15 protein-coding genes are annotated in these 17,274 nt (G+C 57.6%); 11 read left to right on the forward strand and 4 right to left on the reverse strand.

The genetic code is table 11. The features are described 5' to 3' along the window. Nucleotides 1-1,326: 1,326 nt before the first annotated feature. The 4 genes from J2Y91_RS06855 to J2Y91_RS06870 all read left to right on the forward strand — a co-directional run bounded on the left by J2Y91_RS06855 (nt 1,327) and on the right by J2Y91_RS06870 (nt 4,123). Nucleotides 1,327-1,797, forward strand: a complete 471-nt coding sequence (locus J2Y91_RS06855) for a fimbrial protein (RefSeq protein WP_166643147.1) — start codon at nt 1,327-1,329, stop codon at nt 1,795-1,797. 16 nt (nt 1,798-1,813) lie between these two features. Then, on the forward strand, nt 1,814-2,554 hold the full coding sequence (locus J2Y91_RS06860) for a fimbria/pilus periplasmic chaperone (protein ID WP_366521277.1): 741 nt from the start codon (nt 1,814-1,816) through the stop codon (nt 2,552-2,554). Between the two features lie 12 nt (nt 2,555-2,566). Then, nucleotides 2,567-3,058, forward strand: coding sequence for a fimbrial protein (locus J2Y91_RS06865; RefSeq protein ID WP_133622506.1), 492 nt, complete (start codon nt 2,567-2,569; stop codon nt 3,056-3,058). Between the two features lie 210 nt (nt 3,059-3,268). After that, on the forward strand, nt 3,269-4,123 hold the full coding sequence (locus J2Y91_RS06870) for a MurR/RpiR family transcriptional regulator (RefSeq protein WP_133622505.1): 855 nt from the start codon (nt 3,269-3,271) through the stop codon (nt 4,121-4,123). Between the two features lie 573 nt (nt 4,124-4,696). On the opposite strand, the gene iolB is transcribed toward J2Y91_RS06870, so the two are convergent. Both iolB and J2Y91_RS06880 read right to left on the reverse strand, forming a co-directional pair. Continuing rightward, complete coding sequence (iolB, locus tag J2Y91_RS06875) at nt 4,697-5,518, reverse strand: 5-deoxy-glucuronate isomerase (RefSeq protein ID WP_253537697.1); 822 nt, start codon at nt 5,516-5,518, stop codon at nt 4,697-4,699. A 56-nt stretch (nt 5,519-5,574) separates the two neighbouring features. Then, the gene (locus J2Y91_RS06880; protein WP_133622503.1) at nt 5,575-7,080 is read right to left on the reverse strand and encodes a CoA-acylating methylmalonate-semialdehyde dehydrogenase; all 1,506 of its coding nucleotides are present in this window, start codon (nt 7,078-7,080) and stop codon (nt 5,575-5,577) included. A gap of 503 nt (nt 7,081-7,583) precedes the next feature. Here J2Y91_RS06880 and J2Y91_RS06885 point away from each other — a divergent pair. Together J2Y91_RS06885 and J2Y91_RS06890 are read left to right on the forward strand one after the other, a co-directional pair. Beyond that, nucleotides 7,584-8,399, forward strand: a complete 816-nt coding sequence (locus tag J2Y91_RS06885) for a TIM barrel protein (protein WP_133622502.1) — start codon at nt 7,584-7,586, stop codon at nt 8,397-8,399. Between the two features lie 155 nt (nt 8,400-8,554). Beyond that, nucleotides 8,555-9,592 (forward strand): AI-2E family transporter, encoded by a 1,038-nt coding sequence (locus J2Y91_RS06890; protein WP_133622501.1) that lies wholly within the window; start codon nt 8,555-8,557, stop codon nt 9,590-9,592. 130 nt (nt 9,593-9,722) lie between these two features. Here J2Y91_RS06890 and J2Y91_RS06895 read toward each other — a convergent pair whose 3' ends face one another. Further along, nucleotides 9,723-10,409: a FadR/GntR family transcriptional regulator gene (locus J2Y91_RS06895; RefSeq protein WP_048917763.1), complete on the reverse strand. Its 687-nt coding sequence runs from the start codon at nt 10,407-10,409 to the stop codon at nt 9,723-9,725. 253 nt (nt 10,410-10,662) lie between these two features. On the opposite strand from J2Y91_RS06895, the gene J2Y91_RS06900 reads away from it, so the two are divergent. Next, a complete protein-coding gene (locus tag J2Y91_RS06900; RefSeq protein ID WP_253537700.1) occupies nt 10,663-11,952 on the forward strand; it encodes an MFS transporter in 1,290 nt (429 codons plus the stop codon). A gap of 13 nt (nt 11,953-11,965) precedes the next feature. Next, complete coding sequence (gene uxuA / locus J2Y91_RS06905) at nt 11,966-13,159, forward strand: mannonate dehydratase (protein ID WP_133622499.1); 1,194 nt, start codon at nt 11,966-11,968, stop codon at nt 13,157-13,159. A 184-nt stretch (nt 13,160-13,343) separates the two neighbouring features. Here the strand turns inward: uxuA and J2Y91_RS06910 are convergent, their stop codons facing one another. Further along, on the reverse strand, nt 13,344-13,673 hold the full coding sequence (locus tag J2Y91_RS06910) for a DHCW motif cupin fold protein (protein WP_133622498.1): 330 nt from the start codon (nt 13,671-13,673) through the stop codon (nt 13,344-13,346). Nucleotides 13,674-13,904: 231 nt separating this feature from the next. On the opposite strand from J2Y91_RS06910, the gene J2Y91_RS06915 reads away from it, so the two are divergent. Genes J2Y91_RS06915 through proP form a run of 3 tightly spaced genes read left to right on the forward strand, consistent with a single transcriptional unit; the run spans nt 13,905 to nt 17,266 of the window. Further along, nucleotides 13,905-15,467, forward strand: a complete 1,563-nt coding sequence (locus tag J2Y91_RS06915; protein WP_133622497.1) for an EAL domain-containing protein — start codon at nt 13,905-13,907, stop codon at nt 15,465-15,467. 50 nt (nt 15,468-15,517) lie between these two features. After that, the gene (locus tag J2Y91_RS06920) at nt 15,518-15,721 is read left to right on the forward strand and encodes a hypothetical protein (protein ID WP_133622496.1); all 204 of its coding nucleotides are present in this window, start codon (nt 15,518-15,520) and stop codon (nt 15,719-15,721) included. A 39-nt stretch (nt 15,722-15,760) separates the two neighbouring features. Further along, complete coding sequence (proP, locus tag J2Y91_RS06925; RefSeq protein WP_048917768.1) at nt 15,761-17,266, forward strand: glycine betaine/L-proline transporter ProP; 1,506 nt, start codon at nt 15,761-15,763, stop codon at nt 17,264-17,266. The last annotated feature ends 8 nt before the right edge of the window (nt 17,267-17,274 follow it).

A 17,274-nucleotide genomic window follows, 5' to 3' on the forward strand; every position in this document is an offset into this window, starting at 1 on the left:
ATGTGAAAGCCGCCTTGCGCATCACCCTCGCCACTGACCTATCTCAACGACTACGGCGGCCGCCCCGAAGTTACCTTCGGCTGTTGCGGTACGCTGCGCGGCTGATAAAGAGCACATGTGCGTTTCAGGAAAATGGCGTGGCTTCTGGCCATTGCCGGCGTCAGCTTTAGCTGTCGGGCAGTAGACAAGGGTGCTACTGAGGTAAGTTCACTGGCCTGGTGCTCACTGCCTCCCCGATAGCCGATCCGAAGGTGAAGCCGGCTGCCGGGGATTTCCAGGCTTTGGCCACGCTGATGGTGACGCTTCAGTGACAGAGAAACCTGCAGGGGAGAGCGCCAGGCTCGGCCAATTCAGCTCGGGCTGTCGATATCCCCTGGCCGATCTTCTTTGTCAGAGCCTGTGCCATCAGGCTGTTAATCACTCCTATTCCCTCCGCGTTATATTTATCTCTATTTTCTCCCGTCACTCCACTCACTCAGTTCCGTTAACAGCCCGCAGGTATTTTGATCTAGGAAATAAAAACTCGCGAAGCTTTCACCCAAAAATACAATTACTGCGACATATTTAACCACCAAAAAAAAGTTAGCGACACCAAGACAGAACAAGGAGACACACAATACCGTTAAGCAGCATAAAAAATCGCAATTTAATAATTTCAAAAAATACCTGTCATTTTAATTTGTTAATAAATAACATAAGGCGCGATTTAACTTGCTGATTAAAGGTTAATAGATGGAAATGTTACTGAATGGAATCAGAACTTCTGCGTGCGGGGCGGCCATGCTGGCTGCGCTACTTCTCTTCGCACATGCTGCCAAGGCAGTGCCCGAGCTTCCGGCAGGTACACCGGATGGCGCCTGCTGGGCTGACCCGATGAATAATTTAACCATTAAGCTAACCAGTGCCAGCTTCAGCTCAAATACCGCAGGCAGTACTGCCAAGGTTAACTATAAGACGACGCCAACTAACTACAATGCATGGTGCTATTCAACTGTAAACAAAAAAGTTATCGCCAATAGATTTGATTCGGAGATAAGTTTACCCCTATCTTATTTAAATCCTGGCTACCGTAAACTAACGGATGAAATCGATTATAAATTAGAAATAATACTGAGCTGGGCCCATATACCACCAGTCCTGGCACCATTCAGTTATCAGCTAGGAACAAATCCAGGCGGTACTTTAGCAGGGCCAACTACCGCTGGCGTAAGCAAGCTCATCGTAGGCTCACCTGCAATAGGTTCTACAGGAACCATTGAGTTTAAATTACGCAAAAATCTTATCGGCGGGGCATTTATTTTACCCGGCGGCATTGAGATCGGTAATTTGTACCGTTACATCTACTTCCCGGCACCAGAACCCATTTACCGACTCTATACCGAAGAGTTTGTCGTCCCCGTTCCGGTAGAGTGCCGGATCAATAACGGCACCCTGATTAACGTGCCCTTTGGCAACGTCGACAGCTCGCTGCTGACCAGCAGTGCGTCAACCTCACCCTATCACGTCGAGCGCGCCCTCAGCTACAAGTGCAACACCAGCCTCAGCCAGGATATCAAGGTGGTGCTCGCCGCTGCCCCGGCGGGCTTCAGCGACGCGGTGAAAACCAGCAATAAGGATATTGGCGTGGTGATGCTGTACAAAAACCAGCCGGTTCCTCCCAACGGCAGCTACACCACCACGCTGGTTAACGGGACAGGCAGCGACGCCGTCAGCTTTAACGTGGTCAAGCGCGGCGGCACAAGCCCCGCCACCGGGCCGTTTACCGGCTCCGGCACCCTGATTGTCAGCAGCCTGTAGCATGGAGGTGGTTAACGTGAAATTCGACTGGCGCACCGCCCTCTTAATAGCCATCATCTCGATGCTCGCCAGCCCGCTGCATGCGCGGGCGGCGCTGGCGCTGCAGCAGAGCCGGGTTATTTTCAACGGGGATAAATCCTCCGCCAGCCTGCTGGTTAACAACCAGAACATCAGCGCACCCTACCTCGCCCAGGGCTGGATTGAGGACGAGGCGGGGAGAAAAGTCCGCCGCCCGCTGCTGGTGCTGCCGCCGCTGCAGCGCATCGAGCCGGGTGCTAGCAGCCAGGTGAAAATCCAGGCGCTGCCCGATGCTAACCTGCTGCGCCAGGACCGCGAAACGCTGTTCTACATAAACCTGCGCGAAATCCCGCCGCGCAACGACCACCCCAACACCTTCAATATTGCGCTGCAAAACCGCATCAAGCTGTTTTACCGCCCGGCCGCGCTGAAGGCCCCGCCGGGCGAGCTGGCCAGCTCCTGGCTGTCGCAGCTGGTGCTGGAAAAACAGGGACAGAGCTGGCGCATCAGTAACCCCTCCGCCTACTACGTCACTCTGGTGGAGGCTCGCGGCTTCAGCGGCTTTAGCCCGCTTATGCTGGCACCGGGTGCCAGTGCACCGCTGCCCGGAGTTATCGGCAACTATGGCCGTACGCCAGTACTGACCTATCTCAACGACTACGGCGGCCGCCCCGAGGTTATCTTCGGCTGTGCTGAGACACGCTGCACGGTCACCGCTAACCGCGTGCCGCGCGGCTGATAAGGAGTGCATATGTGTTTAAGGAAAATGGTATGGGTGCTGGCCATCGTTGGCATCAGTTTTAGCTGCAGGGCAGTAATTAAGGGGGCTACTGCGGTAAAGTTCAGCGGCACAGTGGTCAACCCGCCCAACTGCATACTGAATAACAACGAGTTGATTGAAGTGCAGTTTGGCACCGTTGGCATCCGCCAGGCGGATGGCCGTCAAGTGGTTAAACCCCTCAACTATAACCTGAAGTGCAGCGGCAGCGACGGAGGCAAGTCGTTAAAGATGCAGTTAGCCGGTACGCAAGGGTTTGCCGCCGACGTACTGGCCACTTCAATCGACGGCCTCGGCGTGCGCTTTTATCGCAATGGAGAAGCAGTGACGCTGAAGGAGTGGTTCAGCCTGCCAAAACCCGCCAGTGGCCTGGTGCTGACCGCCTCGCCGATAGCCGACCCGCAGGTGAAGCCGGCTGCCGGGGACTTCCAGGCATCGGCGACGCTGCTGGTGGCATTTCAGTAACGGAGAACCCTGCAAGGGTGAGCGCCACGCTCGCCCATTTCAGAATAAACCGTCGCATTTCCGCTGCTGGCAGGGGGTAAACCGCATTTATGTGACCCCATTCCCATCCTGATGAAATAAAAGCCGCCGCTTTCACCTTAAAGTGAAATTTTTTGTTCATCTGGTAGAATAACGCACAGAAGAACAACATTTTCCTTAGCGAGCCGAGCAATGAATAACAACCCCACCCAGCTTTCCCTGTTACAGGACGATATCCGTCGCCGTTACGATACCCTGAGTAAACGCCTGAAGCAGGTGGCTCGCTATATTCTGGATAACAGCAACAGCATCGCTTTCGATACGGTCGCTTCGATCGCCCAGCAGGCCGACGTGCCGCCTTCCACCCTGATCCGCTTCTCTAACGCCTTTGGCTTTAGCGGCTTTAATGAAATGAAGCAGGTGTTTCGTCAGCACCTGATGGAAGAGACCGTTAACTATACCGAGCGAGCACGTCTGTTCCGCCAGACCGCCACCGATGAGGCGCAGGGCGCGCCGGAAAGCCCGGCAGAAATCCTTAACGTCTTCACCATGGTAAATTCGCAGGCGCTGCAGCAGCTGGCGATGCAGGTTAATCCGGAACAGCTAAATAAAGCCGTGAAGCTGCTGGACGAGGCCGATAACATCTACGTGATTGGCCTGCGCCGCTCCTTTAGCGTCGCCTCTTATCTGACCTACGCGCTGCGCCACCTTGAGCGCCGCGCCTTCCTGATTGACGGCCTCGGCGGGATGTTTGCCGAACAGCTGAGCATGGTCAATCCGAAAGATGTGGTGATCGCCATCAGCTACTCGCCGTATGCACGTGAAGCGGTGGAGCTGGTGGAGCTGGGTGCCAAACGCGGTGCGCATCAGATTGCGATTACCGACAGTCAGGTCAGCCCGCTGGCGGCGTTTAGCGACGTCTGCTTTGTGGTGCGTGAAGCGCAGGTCGATGGCTTCCGTTCGCAGGTCGCCTCACTCTGCCTGGCGCAGACGCTGGCGGTATCACTGGCGCTGACCAACGCCGACCCGAATAAACCGCGCCCATAAAAAAGGGCGACCGGAAAAAAGGTCGCCCCCTACCGCACAGATTCACTGAATTAGTGTAGGGGCTGACCCTCTTTTTCGGTCAGCCCGGTGTAAATTATCACCACGGGGCGACCGGAAAAAAGGTCGCCCCCTACCGCACAGGCTCACTGAATTGGTGTAGGGGCTGACCCTCTTTTTTGGTCAGCCCGGTGTAAATTATCACCACGGGGCGACCGGAAAAAAGGTCGCCCCCTACCGCACAGATTCACTGAATTGGTGTAGGGCTGCCCCTCTTTTTCGGTCAGCCCGGTGTAAATCATCACCACGGGTCGACCGGAAAAAAGGTCGACCGTACGGTGAGGTTCACTGAAATGCTGCAGGGACTGACCCTCTTTTTCGGTCAGCCCGGCGTCAATCATCACCACGGGTCGACCGTACGGTGAGGCTCACTGAAATGCTGTAGGGGCTGACCCTCTTTTTCGGTCAGCCCGCAGTCAATCATCACCACGGGTCGACCGTACGGTGAGGCTCTCTGAAATGCTGTAGGGGCTGACCCTCTTTTTCGGTCAGCCCGCAGCTAATCATCTCTGGCGGTTATTTTTTACGCGGATAGTCGTCGCTGTTCACCCAGGCGTGGTCTTTCTCCCAGGTAAATTTCCACAGGCGCACCGGCCCGGCCATCACGTTGAGGTAGTAGTTGTCGTACCCGGCAACGGTCGACATCGGGTGATAGCCGCGCGGCACGGTGACGACGTCATGATTGTACGGCGCCATACAGACATCCAGCGAACGGTCGTCGGTATAAACACGCTGCATCGCGAAGCCGCGATCCGGGTTAAAGCGGTGGTAATAGGTCTCTTCCAGGTAGGTTTCATCCGGTGAATCTTCCTGGTCATGCTTATGGCTTGGGTAAGAGCTGGTGTTACCCTCGTCGGTATATACCTCCACCACCAGCAGACTGTCGGCAGGCTTATCGTCCGGCAGAATATTGTGCACCAGGCGCTTGTTATTGCCCTTGCCGCGCTGCTCAACGCCGACGTCCTGCGGCGCAATCAGGCGGGCGGGCAGCTTGCCTTCCGTCGCTGGCGCACTGCATACCGCCAGCTCAAGATCGGACTCTGCTACAACTTCAACCTGCTCATTGTGCGGCACGTACACCGAATAGGGCGGCGTGCGTTCAAACGGCGACATGCGCTTACCGATGTTCGGGAACTCCGCATGGCGGGTTTTCACCGAAGCCAGCCCGGCAACCAGCACCAGGCACAGCTCTTTGCTGCCGCTCTCAAGCGTCAGCGTCTGTCCTTTTTTCAACTGATAAGCGTCGAAACCGACATAGCGCCAGCCTGCACTTTCCGGGGTAACGTGCTGGATACGGCCCTGCGCATCCGGCTGTTTTACTTTGGATAGCAATGACATTCTGTCTCCTTGTTCTGTGGGCAAGCGTAGGGGCGAGGCACGCCTCGCCCGTTTTATCAGCCCAGAGTCGGCATACTGAATTCAGACACGGTTTTCTGGCCGCTCGGCCAGCGCACGGTGGCGGTTTTCATACGGGTGTAGAAGCGCACGCCGTCCGGCCCGTGTACGTTCAGCGCACCAAACACCGAACGCTTCCAGCCGCCGAAGCTGTGGAACGCCATCGGCACCGGCACCGGCACGTTAACGCCAACCATCCCCGCCTGTACTTCACGCACGAAGTCGCGGCCGGTGTGGCCATTGCTGGTAAAGATAGCGCTGCCGTTGCCGAACTCATGGCTGTTAACCAGATCCAGCGCGGTTTTGTAGTCTGGCGCGCGCATAATGCTTAGCACTGGCCCGAAGATCTCTTCACGCCAGATCACCATCTCATTGGTGACGTTATCGAACAACGTACCGCCAACGTAGTAGCCTTCCGGGTTGCCTTCCACCTGGATACCGCGGCCATCAACCACCAGCTTCGCGCCTTCCGCCACGCCTTTGTCGATGTAGCCAAGCACTTTTTTCTGGTGCGCAGCGGAAACCACCGGCCCCATTTCATTCTCGTCTTTACCTTTGTGAATGCCAGGGCCAACGCGCAGGGCTTTTACCAGCGGCGTCAGTGCAGCAATCAGCTTGTCGGCGGTGTCATCACCCACGGCAACCACCACCGGCAGCGCCATGCAGCGCTCACCGGCAGAGCCGAACGCGCCGCCCATAATGGCGTTCACGGTGGCATCAAGGTCGGCATCCGGCATCACGATAGCGTGGTTCTTCGCCGCGCCAAACGCCTGCACGCGCTTGCCGTGGGCGCTGGCGGTGGTGTAAATATGCTCGGCCACGCCGGAAGAGCCGACGAAGCTCACCGCCTGCACGCGCGGATCTTTATACAGCTGCTCGGCGTTTTCGTTCGAGCTGTGTACCACGTTAAACACGCCGTCCGGCAGACCGGCTTCGGTCAGCAGCTCCGCCATCCGCACGGAGGCAGACGGGTCAAGGGCCGGTGGCTTCAGCACAAAGGTGTTACCGCACGCCAGCGCGATGGGGAACATCCACAGCGGCACCATTGCCGGGAAGTTAAACGGGGTGATGCCCGCGACCACGCCCAGCGGCTGCATCAGCGAGTAGCTGTCAACCCCGCTCGCCACATCCGCCGAGTTCTCACCTTTGATCAGGTGCGGGATCCCGCAGGCAAATTCCACCACTTCCAGACCACGGGTCAGTTCACCCAGCGCATCCGACCACACTTTGCCGTGCTCGCTGACGATAAGCTCGGCCAGCTCGTCGCGGTGCTGTTCCATCAGGGCTTTGAAGTTAAACATCACGCGGGCACGACGCAGCGGCGAGGTGCGGGACCAGCTATCGAACGCTTCATGAGCAACCGCAATGGCATGCGCCACTTCGTCGCTGGTGCTCTGCGTCAGTTCACGCACCGCTTTGCCGGTGGCCGGGTTGTAAATTGGGATAGTTTCATTGCTGGCGCTCAGAGAAGTTTTACCGCCAATAAAGTTTCCTACGATAGTCATGTGCTGGCCTCTTTGATGAAGTAAGTTCCCTTGCTGGCAGTCTGACGTCTTTCCGCTGCCGCGCCGGGCAAAACCCTGATTCGTGTTGAGACAGTATAATATTGAAATAAATTTTTCAAATATTTCACTTTAGAAAATTCGTTTTTAGCGGCCTGGATCGCATTTTTTACGCCCAACCGATGTGCATCGATCGCCCACTTCATTGTCCTGAGTAAAAAACGCCGCAGCGCACGCCCGGTGCGGAACCGCCGTTTTTCGAACCGCCCGGTTAGCCCGGGATAATTGTGCGCTAAAACAGCTGCACTCCCCTGGGTTACAGGCTGCTGAACACCGCTATTATTGAAATTTTGCGAGACGGATCTAAAAATTTAAATTTCATTATTAACTAAACATGAAATAAATGTTCTCTTGTAGGCCATGCAGCACCTGCGACTGGCTCCGGCATGACAATAGCGCTGGCGCGGTAACCTTTTGAATACGCCCTACTTAACAGGAGCCATCTCATGGCTATTGATCCAACCCGCTTTTGCATTAACCGTAAAATCGCCCCCGCGCTCAGCATTGAAGCGTTTTTCCAGCTGGTGCAAAAACTCGGCCTGCATAAGGTTGAGCTGCGCAATGATATGAAGGGCGGCAGCGTTACCGACAATATGAGCCATCAGCAGGTGCGCAACCTGGCCGAAAAATATGGCATCGAGATCGTCACCATCAACGCGCTGTATCCGTTTAACCAAATCAGCGCTGACCTGCTGACGCGGGCGGAATCGCTGCTGAAAGATGCCAGCGGGATTGGTGCTAAAGCGCTGGTGATGTGCCCGCTCAACGACGGGACGCGAATTTCGGCCGAGGATACCGCAGCCGCGCTGCGCGAGCTGGCGCCGCTGTTTGCACGCTACGGCGTCAATGGCCTGGTTGAGCCGCTGGGGTTCCCGGTCAGTTCACTGCGCTCTGCCGGCCAGGCTATTAGCCTGATCCAACAGGCCGAGGTGCCGTTTAAAATCGTGCTGGATACCTTCCATCACCATCTGTTTGAGGGCGCGGAGCAGGATTTCGCCGCCGGTATTGCTGTGTCGCAGATTGGCCTGGTGCACCTCTCCGGAGTGATTGATGGCCGCCCGGTGAATGAGCTGACCGATGAAGAGCGCCTGATGCTGAGTGAAGACGACCTGCTGAAAAGCGCGTGGCAGGTGCAGCGCCTGGAAGCGCTGGGTTACCAGGGGGTTTACGCCTTCGAGCCGTTTGCCTCGGTGATGGACAGCTGGAGCGCGGCGGACATTGAGCGTGAGATCCGCCAGAGCATTGCGTTACTGCAGGATTAATGACAATCCGGGCCGATCGGAAAAAAGATCGGCCCCTGCGGGTAATGTCGGGGCGCGGCATGCCGCGCCCGCCAGGGGTGATCATTCCGAAAGTCGTCAGAGGCGCTGTTTCAGGCACTACAATGGCTGACGCATACGCCAAAAACGGAGAATCAATGAAACCCTTACCCCAGGAGAAAATCGGGCAGAATATCCTGCTGAAGCTGGCGACGCTGATGGTGATCCTCGGCGCGATTAAGCTGTCCGCAGAGATCGTCGTGCCGTTTTTACTGGCGTTGTTCTTTGCCATCGTGCTTAACCCAATGGTCAGCTGGCTGATGCGGCGCGGCGTGCGGCGCGGGCTGGCGATAGGCCTGGTGACGGTGGCGATTATTATTGTGCTGGGGCTGCTCGGTCTGATGATTGCCGGGTCGGCGCAGGAGTTCAGCGAGGTTTACCCGCAGCTGCAGGCGCAGGCGGAACAGAAGCTGGCCGTGGTGCAGCATCTGGCCGGGCGCTTCCACATTAATATTTCGGCGCAGTCGCTGGCGCAGCGGCTGGATCCAAACGCCATCGTCGACGTCGCCACGACCATGCTTGGGCAGTTCTCCGGAGCGATGGCGCAGGTTATTCTGGTGGTGATGACGGTGATTTTCATGCTGTTTGAGGTGCACCACCTGCCGTACAAGCTGCGCTATGCCCTGGTCAATCCGCAGATCCGCATCGCCGGGCTGCACAAGGCGCTAAAAGGCGTGACGCACTATCTGGCGCTGAAAACCCTGATCAGCCTGTTTACCGGGGTGCTGGTGTGGCTGGCGCTGCTGGCGCTCGGCGTAAAGTTTGCGCTGCTGTGGGGCGTGGTGGCCTTTGTGCTCAACTTCATTCCTAATATCGGCCCGGTGATAGCCGGCGTTCCGCCGGTGCTCCAGGCGCTGCTGCTCAATACGCCGCTGGATGCCGGGCTGGTGGCGGGGCTGTTTATCGCCATTCATATGCTGCTGGGGAATCTGCTGGAGCCGCGCGTGATGGGGCGCGGGCTGGGGCTGTCGAGCCTGATTGTGTTTCTGTCGCTGATCTTCTGGGGCTGGCTGCTTGGCCCCATCGGCATGCTGCTGTCGGTGCCGCTAACCAGCGTGTGTAAGATCCTGATGGAGACCACGCCGGGCGGCGGAAGGCTGGCAATTTTACTGGGTAACGGGCGGAAATCGCTTTAACACATGGGGCGACCGAAAAAGAAGGTCGCCCCCTACACAGATCGCGCTGGGACAAACCGTCAAATCGCCTCCTACCCGATTGGCGTAGGGGCGGACCCTCTTTTCGGTCCGCCCGGCATATCATCATCTGTTACTCAATAAACAGCCGGTCATACACGTGCTGTAAATGGCGCTCCATGCAGGCGCGCGCCTGCGGGGCATCGCGGGCGATAATCGCCGCGGCAATATCGGCGTGATCCTGATTCATCTCGCGCGGGAAATCACTTTCGGCGTAGTGGCTCTCCAGGCGCACAAAGCGCGAGCTTTTACGCTTGTTCCACAGGTATTCCATCATATCGCGCAGCACCTCGTTGCCGGTCATCTCGGCAATCAGCAGGTGGAAACGCTTATCTTCGCGCAGAAACTTGTCGTCATTGACGTGCAGCTGGATGAGATCCTGGGTGATCTCCTGCAACTCTGCGCGCTGGTCATCACTGCCGTTGCGCGCCGCCAGTTCCGCGGTCATCGCTTCATACACCTGGCGCGCCTGTATCAGCGCCTTGAGGCTGAACTCCTCCTCTGCCGGGGCGCTCTCGCTCTGCGGCAGCGGGTTCATGACGTAAACGCCGTTGCCGGTGCGGATCTCCACCCAGCCGGTAATCTCCAGCGCAATCAGCGCTTCGCGGATCGACGAGCGGCTGACGCCGAGCTGCTTCGCCAGCTCCCGCTCCGGCGGCAGGATAGCGCCCGCCGGAAACTGTCCCTGCTTAATGCAGTTAATCAGCAGGTTAGAAATCTGCCGGTATAGGCGCTCTACTTTTAGTGTCGGTAAATCCATACCTGTTCCTGGCGGGGAAAGTGATGCGCTGAGCTTATCACAGCCGGGCGAGGCATGCCTCGCTGCGACAAACTCAGGTGACGCCCGAAGGGGTGTGCCCTACCCGACCCACGCCAAATTTACCGTGCTGCGATCGCCATCACGGTACCGTAACGGGGTTAGCGTTTATTCTCTGGTCCAGCGGCCTGACCACTGGGCCGGAAAATTCGATAACGACACCGATAAACGGCCGCTGAGCCGGCAAGGATTACCGATGACGGTTTCTACCTTTGCAACACCTCTACAAAAAACCATCCGTATCAAACGGATACAAACCGTATCGCTGATACTGCTGTTCACCGCCGGGATCATTAACTTTCTCGATCGCGGATCGCTGTCGATCGCCAACGCGGCGATCCGCAACGATCTCGGGCTGTCCGCCACCGAATTCGGCGTGCTGCTCTCCGCCTTCTCGCTCTCTTACGGCATCTCGCAGTTGCCGAGCGGCCTGCTGCTGGACCGCTTTGGTCCGCGCATCGTGCTGGGCGGCGGCCTGCTGTTCTGGTCGGTGATGCAGGCGATGGCCGGGGCAGTGAACAGCTTCAGCCACTTTATTATGCTGCGTATTGGCCTCGGCATCGGCGAAGCGCCGTTTATGCCGAGCGGCGTTAAAGTGGTCAACGACTGGTTCAGCGCCCGCGAGCGCGGCCTGCCGATGGGCATTTTTAACTCCTCCACCACCTTCGGCCAGGCCTTTGCCCCGCCGATCCTCGTGGCGCTGATGCTGGCGTTCGGCTGGCGGATGATGTTTGTGATTATCGGCGTGGCGGGCGTGGCGGTAGCGCTGTGCTGGGTGGCCTGGTATCGCAACCGCGACCGCTTTGCCCTGACCCGCGAAGAGCAGCAGTATCTTGACCAGGACACGCAGCCGTCGCAGAAAACCCGCGTGTCGCTAAAGGAGTGGGGTACGCTGTTTAAGAAGCGCACGGTGTGGGGGATGATCCTCGGCTTCAGCGGCGTCAACTATACCGGCTGGCTCTATCTCTCGTGGCTGCCGGGCTATCTGCAGGCGGAGCGCGGGCTGAGCCTGGCGAGCACCGGCTGGGTGGCGGCAATCCCATTCCTGTTTGGCTCCATCGGCATGCTGGTCAACGGCACCGTCGCCGACCGCCTGGCGCGGCGCGGCTATGCGCTGGCGAAAACCCGTAAAGCGCTGATCTGCTTCGGGCTGGTCTGCTCCGCCGCCTGTACCCTGCTGGTCGTGCAGTCCACCTCCACCGCCATGGCCGTGGGCTTTATCAGCCTGGCGCTGTTCTTTGTCCACTTTGCCGGCACCTCAGCCTGGGGGCTGGTGCAGGTGATGGCGCCGTCGCGCATGGTGGCCTCGGTCAGCAGTATTCAGAACTTCGGCAGCTTTATCTGCGCCTCATTCGCGCCGATTGTCACCGGCTGGGTGGTCGACACCACCGGCTCGTTCAATATGGCGCTGGTGATCTGCTCCTGCGTGACCTTTGCCGGGGCGCTGGCCTATTTCTTTATCGTAAAAGATCCGATTACAGACTAATTAAGGAGAACGCATGGAACATACATGGCGCTGGTACGGCCCTAAAGACCCGGTATCGCTGGATGATGCCCGCCAGGCGGGAGCCACGGGCATCGTCACCGCTCTGCACCATATCCCTAACGGCGAAGTGTGGCCAGTGGAGGAGATCAAAGCGCGTCAGGCGCTGCTGGCGGAGAAGGGCCTGGTGTGGTCCGTGGTCGAGAGCGTGCCGATCCACGAGTCGATCAAAACCCAGCGCGGCGACTACAAACAGTACATCGCCAACTATCAGCAGTCGCTGCGCAACCTTGGCGCCTGCGGCATCGACACCGTGTGCTACAACTTTATGCCGGTGCTGGACTGGACGCGCACCGACCTCGGCTGGGCGCTGCCGGATGGGGCGAAAGCGCTGCGCTTCGACCATATCGCCTTTGCCGCCTTCGAGCTGCATATCCTGCAGCGCCCGAACGCGGCGCAGGATTACAGCGTGGACGAGCAGCAGCAGGCCGCAGCGTACTTTAAGGCGATGAGCGCGCAGCAGGTCGAGACCCTGACGCGCAACATTATTGCCGGGCTGCCGGGCGCCGAAGAGGGTTACACGCTGGAGCAGTTCCAGGCGCAGCTGTCGCAGTATGACGGTATCGACCACGCCAAACTGCGCGAGCATATGGCGGAGTTTTTACGCGCTATCGTGCCGGTAGCGACGGAAGCGGGCATTGTCCTGGCGGTGCACCCGGACGATCCACCGCGCCCCATTCTCGGCCTGCCGCGCATTGTCTCCACCATTGAGGATATGCAGTGGCTGAAAGAGACCGTTGACAGCGTAAACAACGGCTTTACCTTCTGCACCGGCTCTTACGGCGTGCGCGCGGATAACGACTTGGTGAAGATGGCGGAGACCTTTGCCGACCGCATCCACTTTGCTCATCTGCGCTCGACCAAACGCGAAGAGAACCCCAACAGCTTCCATGAGGCCGCGCACCTGGCGGGGGATGTCGATATGGTGGGGGTGATCAAGGTGATTCTGGCCGAGGAGCAGAGGCGCCGCCGCAGCGGTAATCAGCGTGCTATTCCGCTGCGCCCGGACCACGGCCACCAGATGCTCGACGACCTGCATAAAAAAACCAACCCGGGCTATTCGGCGATTGGTCGTCTGAAAGGGCTGGCGGAAATTCGCGGCGTCGAGCTGGCGTTAAAGCAGATCTTCTTTAATTCTGACTCTAAATAATTCGAGCTGCAGGAAGGCGGCAAGTTCACGCATCCTCGGGAGCATAGATAACTATGTGACCGGGGTAAGTGACAAATCTGCCCGGAGCAGATTTGAACGCTGTTCACAGCGGCCCCGAAGGGGCGAAGCCCACGGATGGGCTGAGTAATGCAGCCAACGCATCTGCGGCTTGAAGTATGACGAGTCAGTCCACAATGAAAAGATGCGCACCGGTGTCAGTCCACGAGCGGTGCGCTTCCGCATTATCCGCCACCTGGTAACTCATGCCCGCCGTGAGGGTAAAAACGCGGCCATCTTTCAGCTCGGTATGCAGCTCGCCGGACAGGCACAGCAGGATATGGCCTTTACTGCACCAGTGGTCGGCCAGGTAACCTGCGCTGTACTCCACCATCCTCACGCGAACCGCGCCAAACTGCTGGGTGCGCCACCATGCCGTTCCCTTCTCCCCCGGATGTTCCGTCGCTTCCAGTGCCGACCAGGCCGTGGTGCCAAAAGGAATGTCGCTCATCTTCATTATCTTGCCCTTTCATCTCGCGAAAAAACCAAACTACGCCTGCCTGTCGGCGGCGACAAGGCTTCTCGCCTGTTTCTGGCATTTACTGGCAGTATTCATATTTGTTATGCAAATTTTTTAATTGTTTACTGCAGGGTGTCGATAATTACTTGATAACATGCGGTGTAAAACCGACCATTTCCCGCCATTGCGGACTATTCGTGCGCCCTTCCGCGCCCACAGGGGATCAGCTTGCAAGCAATCATAAAGCCAAAGTATGCGCGTTTATGGCTGGTCATCGCCGGGCTGCTGCCGCTGATCCTGTGCCTGATCTTCACCTTTATTGAGGCGCGCCAGGCGGTGAAACGCCAGCAGGAGGTCACCGCCTCGATGCTGCTGAGCCAGGCAGAGCACATCAGCGATATGGCGTGGAATATGTCTGACCGCCTGCGCCAGTTTAATCATCGCAGCTGCGATGATATTAAATTTGACCTTCAGCAGCTTGGCTCGTTATACCCTTATTTCCGCTCCATTGGCCTGGCCCAGGATGAGATCGTCTTCTGCTCCTCGGCCTACGGCGACACTCTGGGCTCGCTGGAAACCATGATGCGCCAACCGCTACCGCCGCTGCGTAAAGCCTGGTGGAGCCTGTCGGTGGCGGGGACTTACGGCGTGCAGGATCGTCCGGCAGTGGTGTTTATGCGTGAAATCCCTGGCGGCTTCGGTACGTACGCCGTGGTGGATGGTCAGTATCTGATTGATGTTATGCAGGCTGCCGGTACCCGTCACGGCTACCATATCGCCATGCGGTTTGGCGGGGGCTACCGCATTATTAGCGGTGAAATGCAGAACGATCGGCCCGGTATCCTCGGTAACAGCATCTACCGCCGTAGCTCTGAGCGTTACCCGATCGCCATCAGCATTACCGCCCCGCGCTCTGAAGCGCTGCTAAGCTGGCGGCAGGTGTTGTTCACCTTCCTGCCGATGGCCATTATCCTCTCGCTGCTGTTTATCGCTCTGACCAGCAGCTGGCTGAAGCGTAAAAGCTCGTGGGGTGATGAAATTCGCCGCGCCATTAGCCGCGGTGAGTTCTCGGTGAATTATCAGCCGGTGATGAATCTGCAAACTGAATCGCTGGCCGGAGCCGAAGCGCTGATGCGCTGGCAGCGCTCCGACGGCAGCTGGGTGCGCCCGGATATCTTTATCGCCGCCGCCGAACAGGAAGGGATGATCGTTCCGCTCACCCGCCATCTGTTGGCGTTAGTGAGTAAAGACTGCGCCAGCTGGCAAGTGTCGCCAGGATTTCATATCGGTATTAACGTGGCGGCAGAGCATTTACAGCATGAGGCGTTCGTCAGCGACATTCGCCAGTTCGCTGCCAGCGTCGCGCATCTGCAACTGGCGATTACGCTGGAGTTGACCGAGCGCAGCCTGATCGTCGACGGCGCCGAGGTGGCGCGCAAGCTGGCCGAGCTGCGACAGGAAGGGATGCACGTGGCGATCGATGATTTCGGCACCGGTCACTGCTCGCTGAGCTATCTGCAAACCTTCCCTATCGACTATCTGAAGATTGATAAAGGGTTCGTCAATGCGATTGAAGCGGTTGATGGGGAAACGCCGGTGCTGGACGCCATTATTCAGCTGTCGCACCGTCTGGCGCTGGAGGTGGTGGCAGAAGGCGTGGAAACTGCGATGCAGCTCGAATACCTGAAAAAACAGGGGGTGGCGTTTATCCAGGGCTTTTACTACGCCCGCCCGCTGGACAATGCCGCGCTGCTCAACTGGGTTAAGCAGCAGGATAATAAGCCGCGATAACCTCTACTGACGCCAGCCGCGGAAGGTTCACCCCAGTTCCCGGGGTGAAAATGCCGTTAGTCGTCATTCCTCCCCCCGCTGTTTCTGAGCGAAATTATGTGACCTCGCCAGGAACAGATATACTGTATGCGGGCAAAGTGCGCGGACGTGCTACATGCAACGTTTCTGCATGGCTGACGATGGCGCATTTTGCTGTAGGTTTTTCACCCGTGACCGGTCAGGCAGACAGCACGGGCCTGACCTTTGTCGTGTGAATTTTTATTTGTGAAACAGATAATTACAGGGTGTTTTATATGAAGCTACGTAGGAAGCGTGTTAAGCCTATTGGGATTAAAGACGTCACCATTATTGATGACACCAAATTACGTAAAGCCATTACTGCGGCCTCACTCGGCAACGCGATGGAGTGGTTTGATTTCGGCGTTTACGGCTTTGTGGCCTATGCATTGGGCCAGGTATTCTTCCCGGGAGCTGACCCGGGCACACAGATGATTGCCGCCCTGGCGACCTTCTCCGTTCCCTTCCTCATCCGTCCATTAGGCGGCCTGTTCTTTGGCGCACTGGGCGATAAGTATGGTCGTCAGAAAATCCTGTCGATCACCATCATCATTATGTCAGTCAGTACCTTCTGTATCGGGCTGATCCCGTCCTATGCCTCCATAGGCATCTGGGCACCGATCCTGCTGCTGCTGTGCAAAATGGCACAGGGCTTCTCGGTCGGCGGTGAATACACCGGGGCGTCAATCTTCGTTGCCGAATACTCACCGGACCGTAAGCGTGGATTTATGGGCAGCTGGCTGGACTTCGGTTCAATTGCCGGTTTCGTGCTCGGTGCCGGGCTGGTGGTGCTGATTTCAGCCGTTATCGGTGAAGCGAACTTCCTCGACTGGGGCTGGCGTATTCCGTTCTTCGTTGCGCTGCCGCTGGGCATCATCGGCCTTTACCTGCGCCATGCGCTGGAAGAGACCCCGGCGTTCCAGCAGCACGTGGATAAACTGGAACAGGGCGACCGTGAAGGCCTGGCCGACGGCCCGAAAGTCTCGTTCAAAGAGATTGCTACTAAACACTGGAAAAGCCTGCTGGCCTGTATTGGCCTGGTGATTGCCACCAACGTCACCTACTACATGCTGCTGACCTACATGCCGAGCTACCTGTCGCATAATCTGCACTACTCGGAAGACCATGGCGTGATGATCATCATCGCCATCATGCTGGGGATGCTGTTTGTCCAGCCGGTTATGGGCCTGATGAGCGATAAGTTTGGCCGTCGTCCGTTCGTGATTATCGGCAGTGTCGCGCTGCTGCTGCTGGCTGTGCCTTGCTTTATGCTGATTAACAGCGGCGTGATGGGGCTGATTTTTGCCGGTCTGCTGATTCTGGCGGTGATCCTCAACTGCTTCACCGGGGTAATGGCTTCCTCACTGCCGGCGATGTTCCCAACGCATATCCGCTACAGCGCGCTGGCCAGTGCCTTCAACATCTCGGTGCTGATTGCCGGCCTGACGCCAACCGCTGCAGCATGGCTGGTAGAAGCGACCAGCAACCTGTATATGCCGGCTTACTACCTGATGGTGGTGGCGGTGATTGGTTTAATCACCGGCATCATGATGAAGGAAACGGCCAATATGCCGCTGCGCGGTGCCACTCCGGCAGCCTCTGATATGGCAGAAGCCAAAGAGATCCTGCAGGAGCATCACGACAACATCGAGCACAAAATCGAAGATATCAGCGAGCAGATCGCCGAGCTGGAAGCCAAGCGCTCCCGCCTGGTGGATCAGCATCCGCGTATTAACGAGTAATTGTCGCG

The sequence above is a fragment of the Erwinia aphidicola genome, assembly GCF_024169515.1.
Taxonomy (GTDB): Bacteria; Pseudomonadota; Gammaproteobacteria; order Enterobacterales; family Enterobacteriaceae; genus Erwinia; species Erwinia aphidicola.

Bases quoted from the DNA above. Each gene is read 5' to 3' on its own strand.
- J2Y91_RS06880 (WP_133622503.1), bottom strand. From the start codon at position 7,080: ATGACTATCGTAGGAAACTTTATTGGCGGTAAAACTTCTCTGAGCGCC.
- uxuA (WP_133622499.1), top strand. From the start codon at position 11,966: ATGGAACATACATGGCGCTGGTACGGCCCTAAAGACCCGGTATCGCTG.
- J2Y91_RS06870 (WP_133622505.1), top strand. From the start codon at position 3,269: ATGAATAACAACCCCACCCAGCTTTCCCTGTTACAGGACGATATCCGT.
- iolB (WP_253537697.1), bottom strand. From the start codon at position 5,518: ATGTCATTGCTATCCAAAGTAAAACAGCCGGATGCGCAGGGCCGTATC.
- J2Y91_RS06920 (WP_133622496.1), top strand. From the start codon at position 15,518: ATGCCGTTAGTCGTCATTCCTCCCCCCGCTGTTTCTGAGCGAAATTAT.
- J2Y91_RS06910 (WP_133622498.1), bottom strand. From the start codon at position 13,673: ATGAAGATGAGCGACATTCCTTTTGGCACCACGGCCTGGTCGGCACTG.
- J2Y91_RS06890 (WP_133622501.1), top strand. From the start codon at position 8,555: ATGAAACCCTTACCCCAGGAGAAAATCGGGCAGAATATCCTGCTGAAG.
- J2Y91_RS06885 (WP_133622502.1), top strand. From the start codon at position 7,584: ATGGCTATTGATCCAACCCGCTTTTGCATTAACCGTAAAATCGCCCCC.
- proP (WP_048917768.1), top strand. From the start codon at position 15,761: ATGAAGCTACGTAGGAAGCGTGTTAAGCCTATTGGGATTAAAGACGTC.
- J2Y91_RS06865 (WP_133622506.1), top strand. From the start codon at position 2,567: ATGTGTTTAAGGAAAATGGTATGGGTGCTGGCCATCGTTGGCATCAGT.
- J2Y91_RS06900 (WP_253537700.1), top strand. From the start codon at position 10,663: ATGACGGTTTCTACCTTTGCAACACCTCTACAAAAAACCATCCGTATC.
- J2Y91_RS06895 (WP_048917763.1), bottom strand. From the start codon at position 10,409: ATGGATTTACCGACACTAAAAGTAGAGCGCCTATACCGGCAGATTTCT.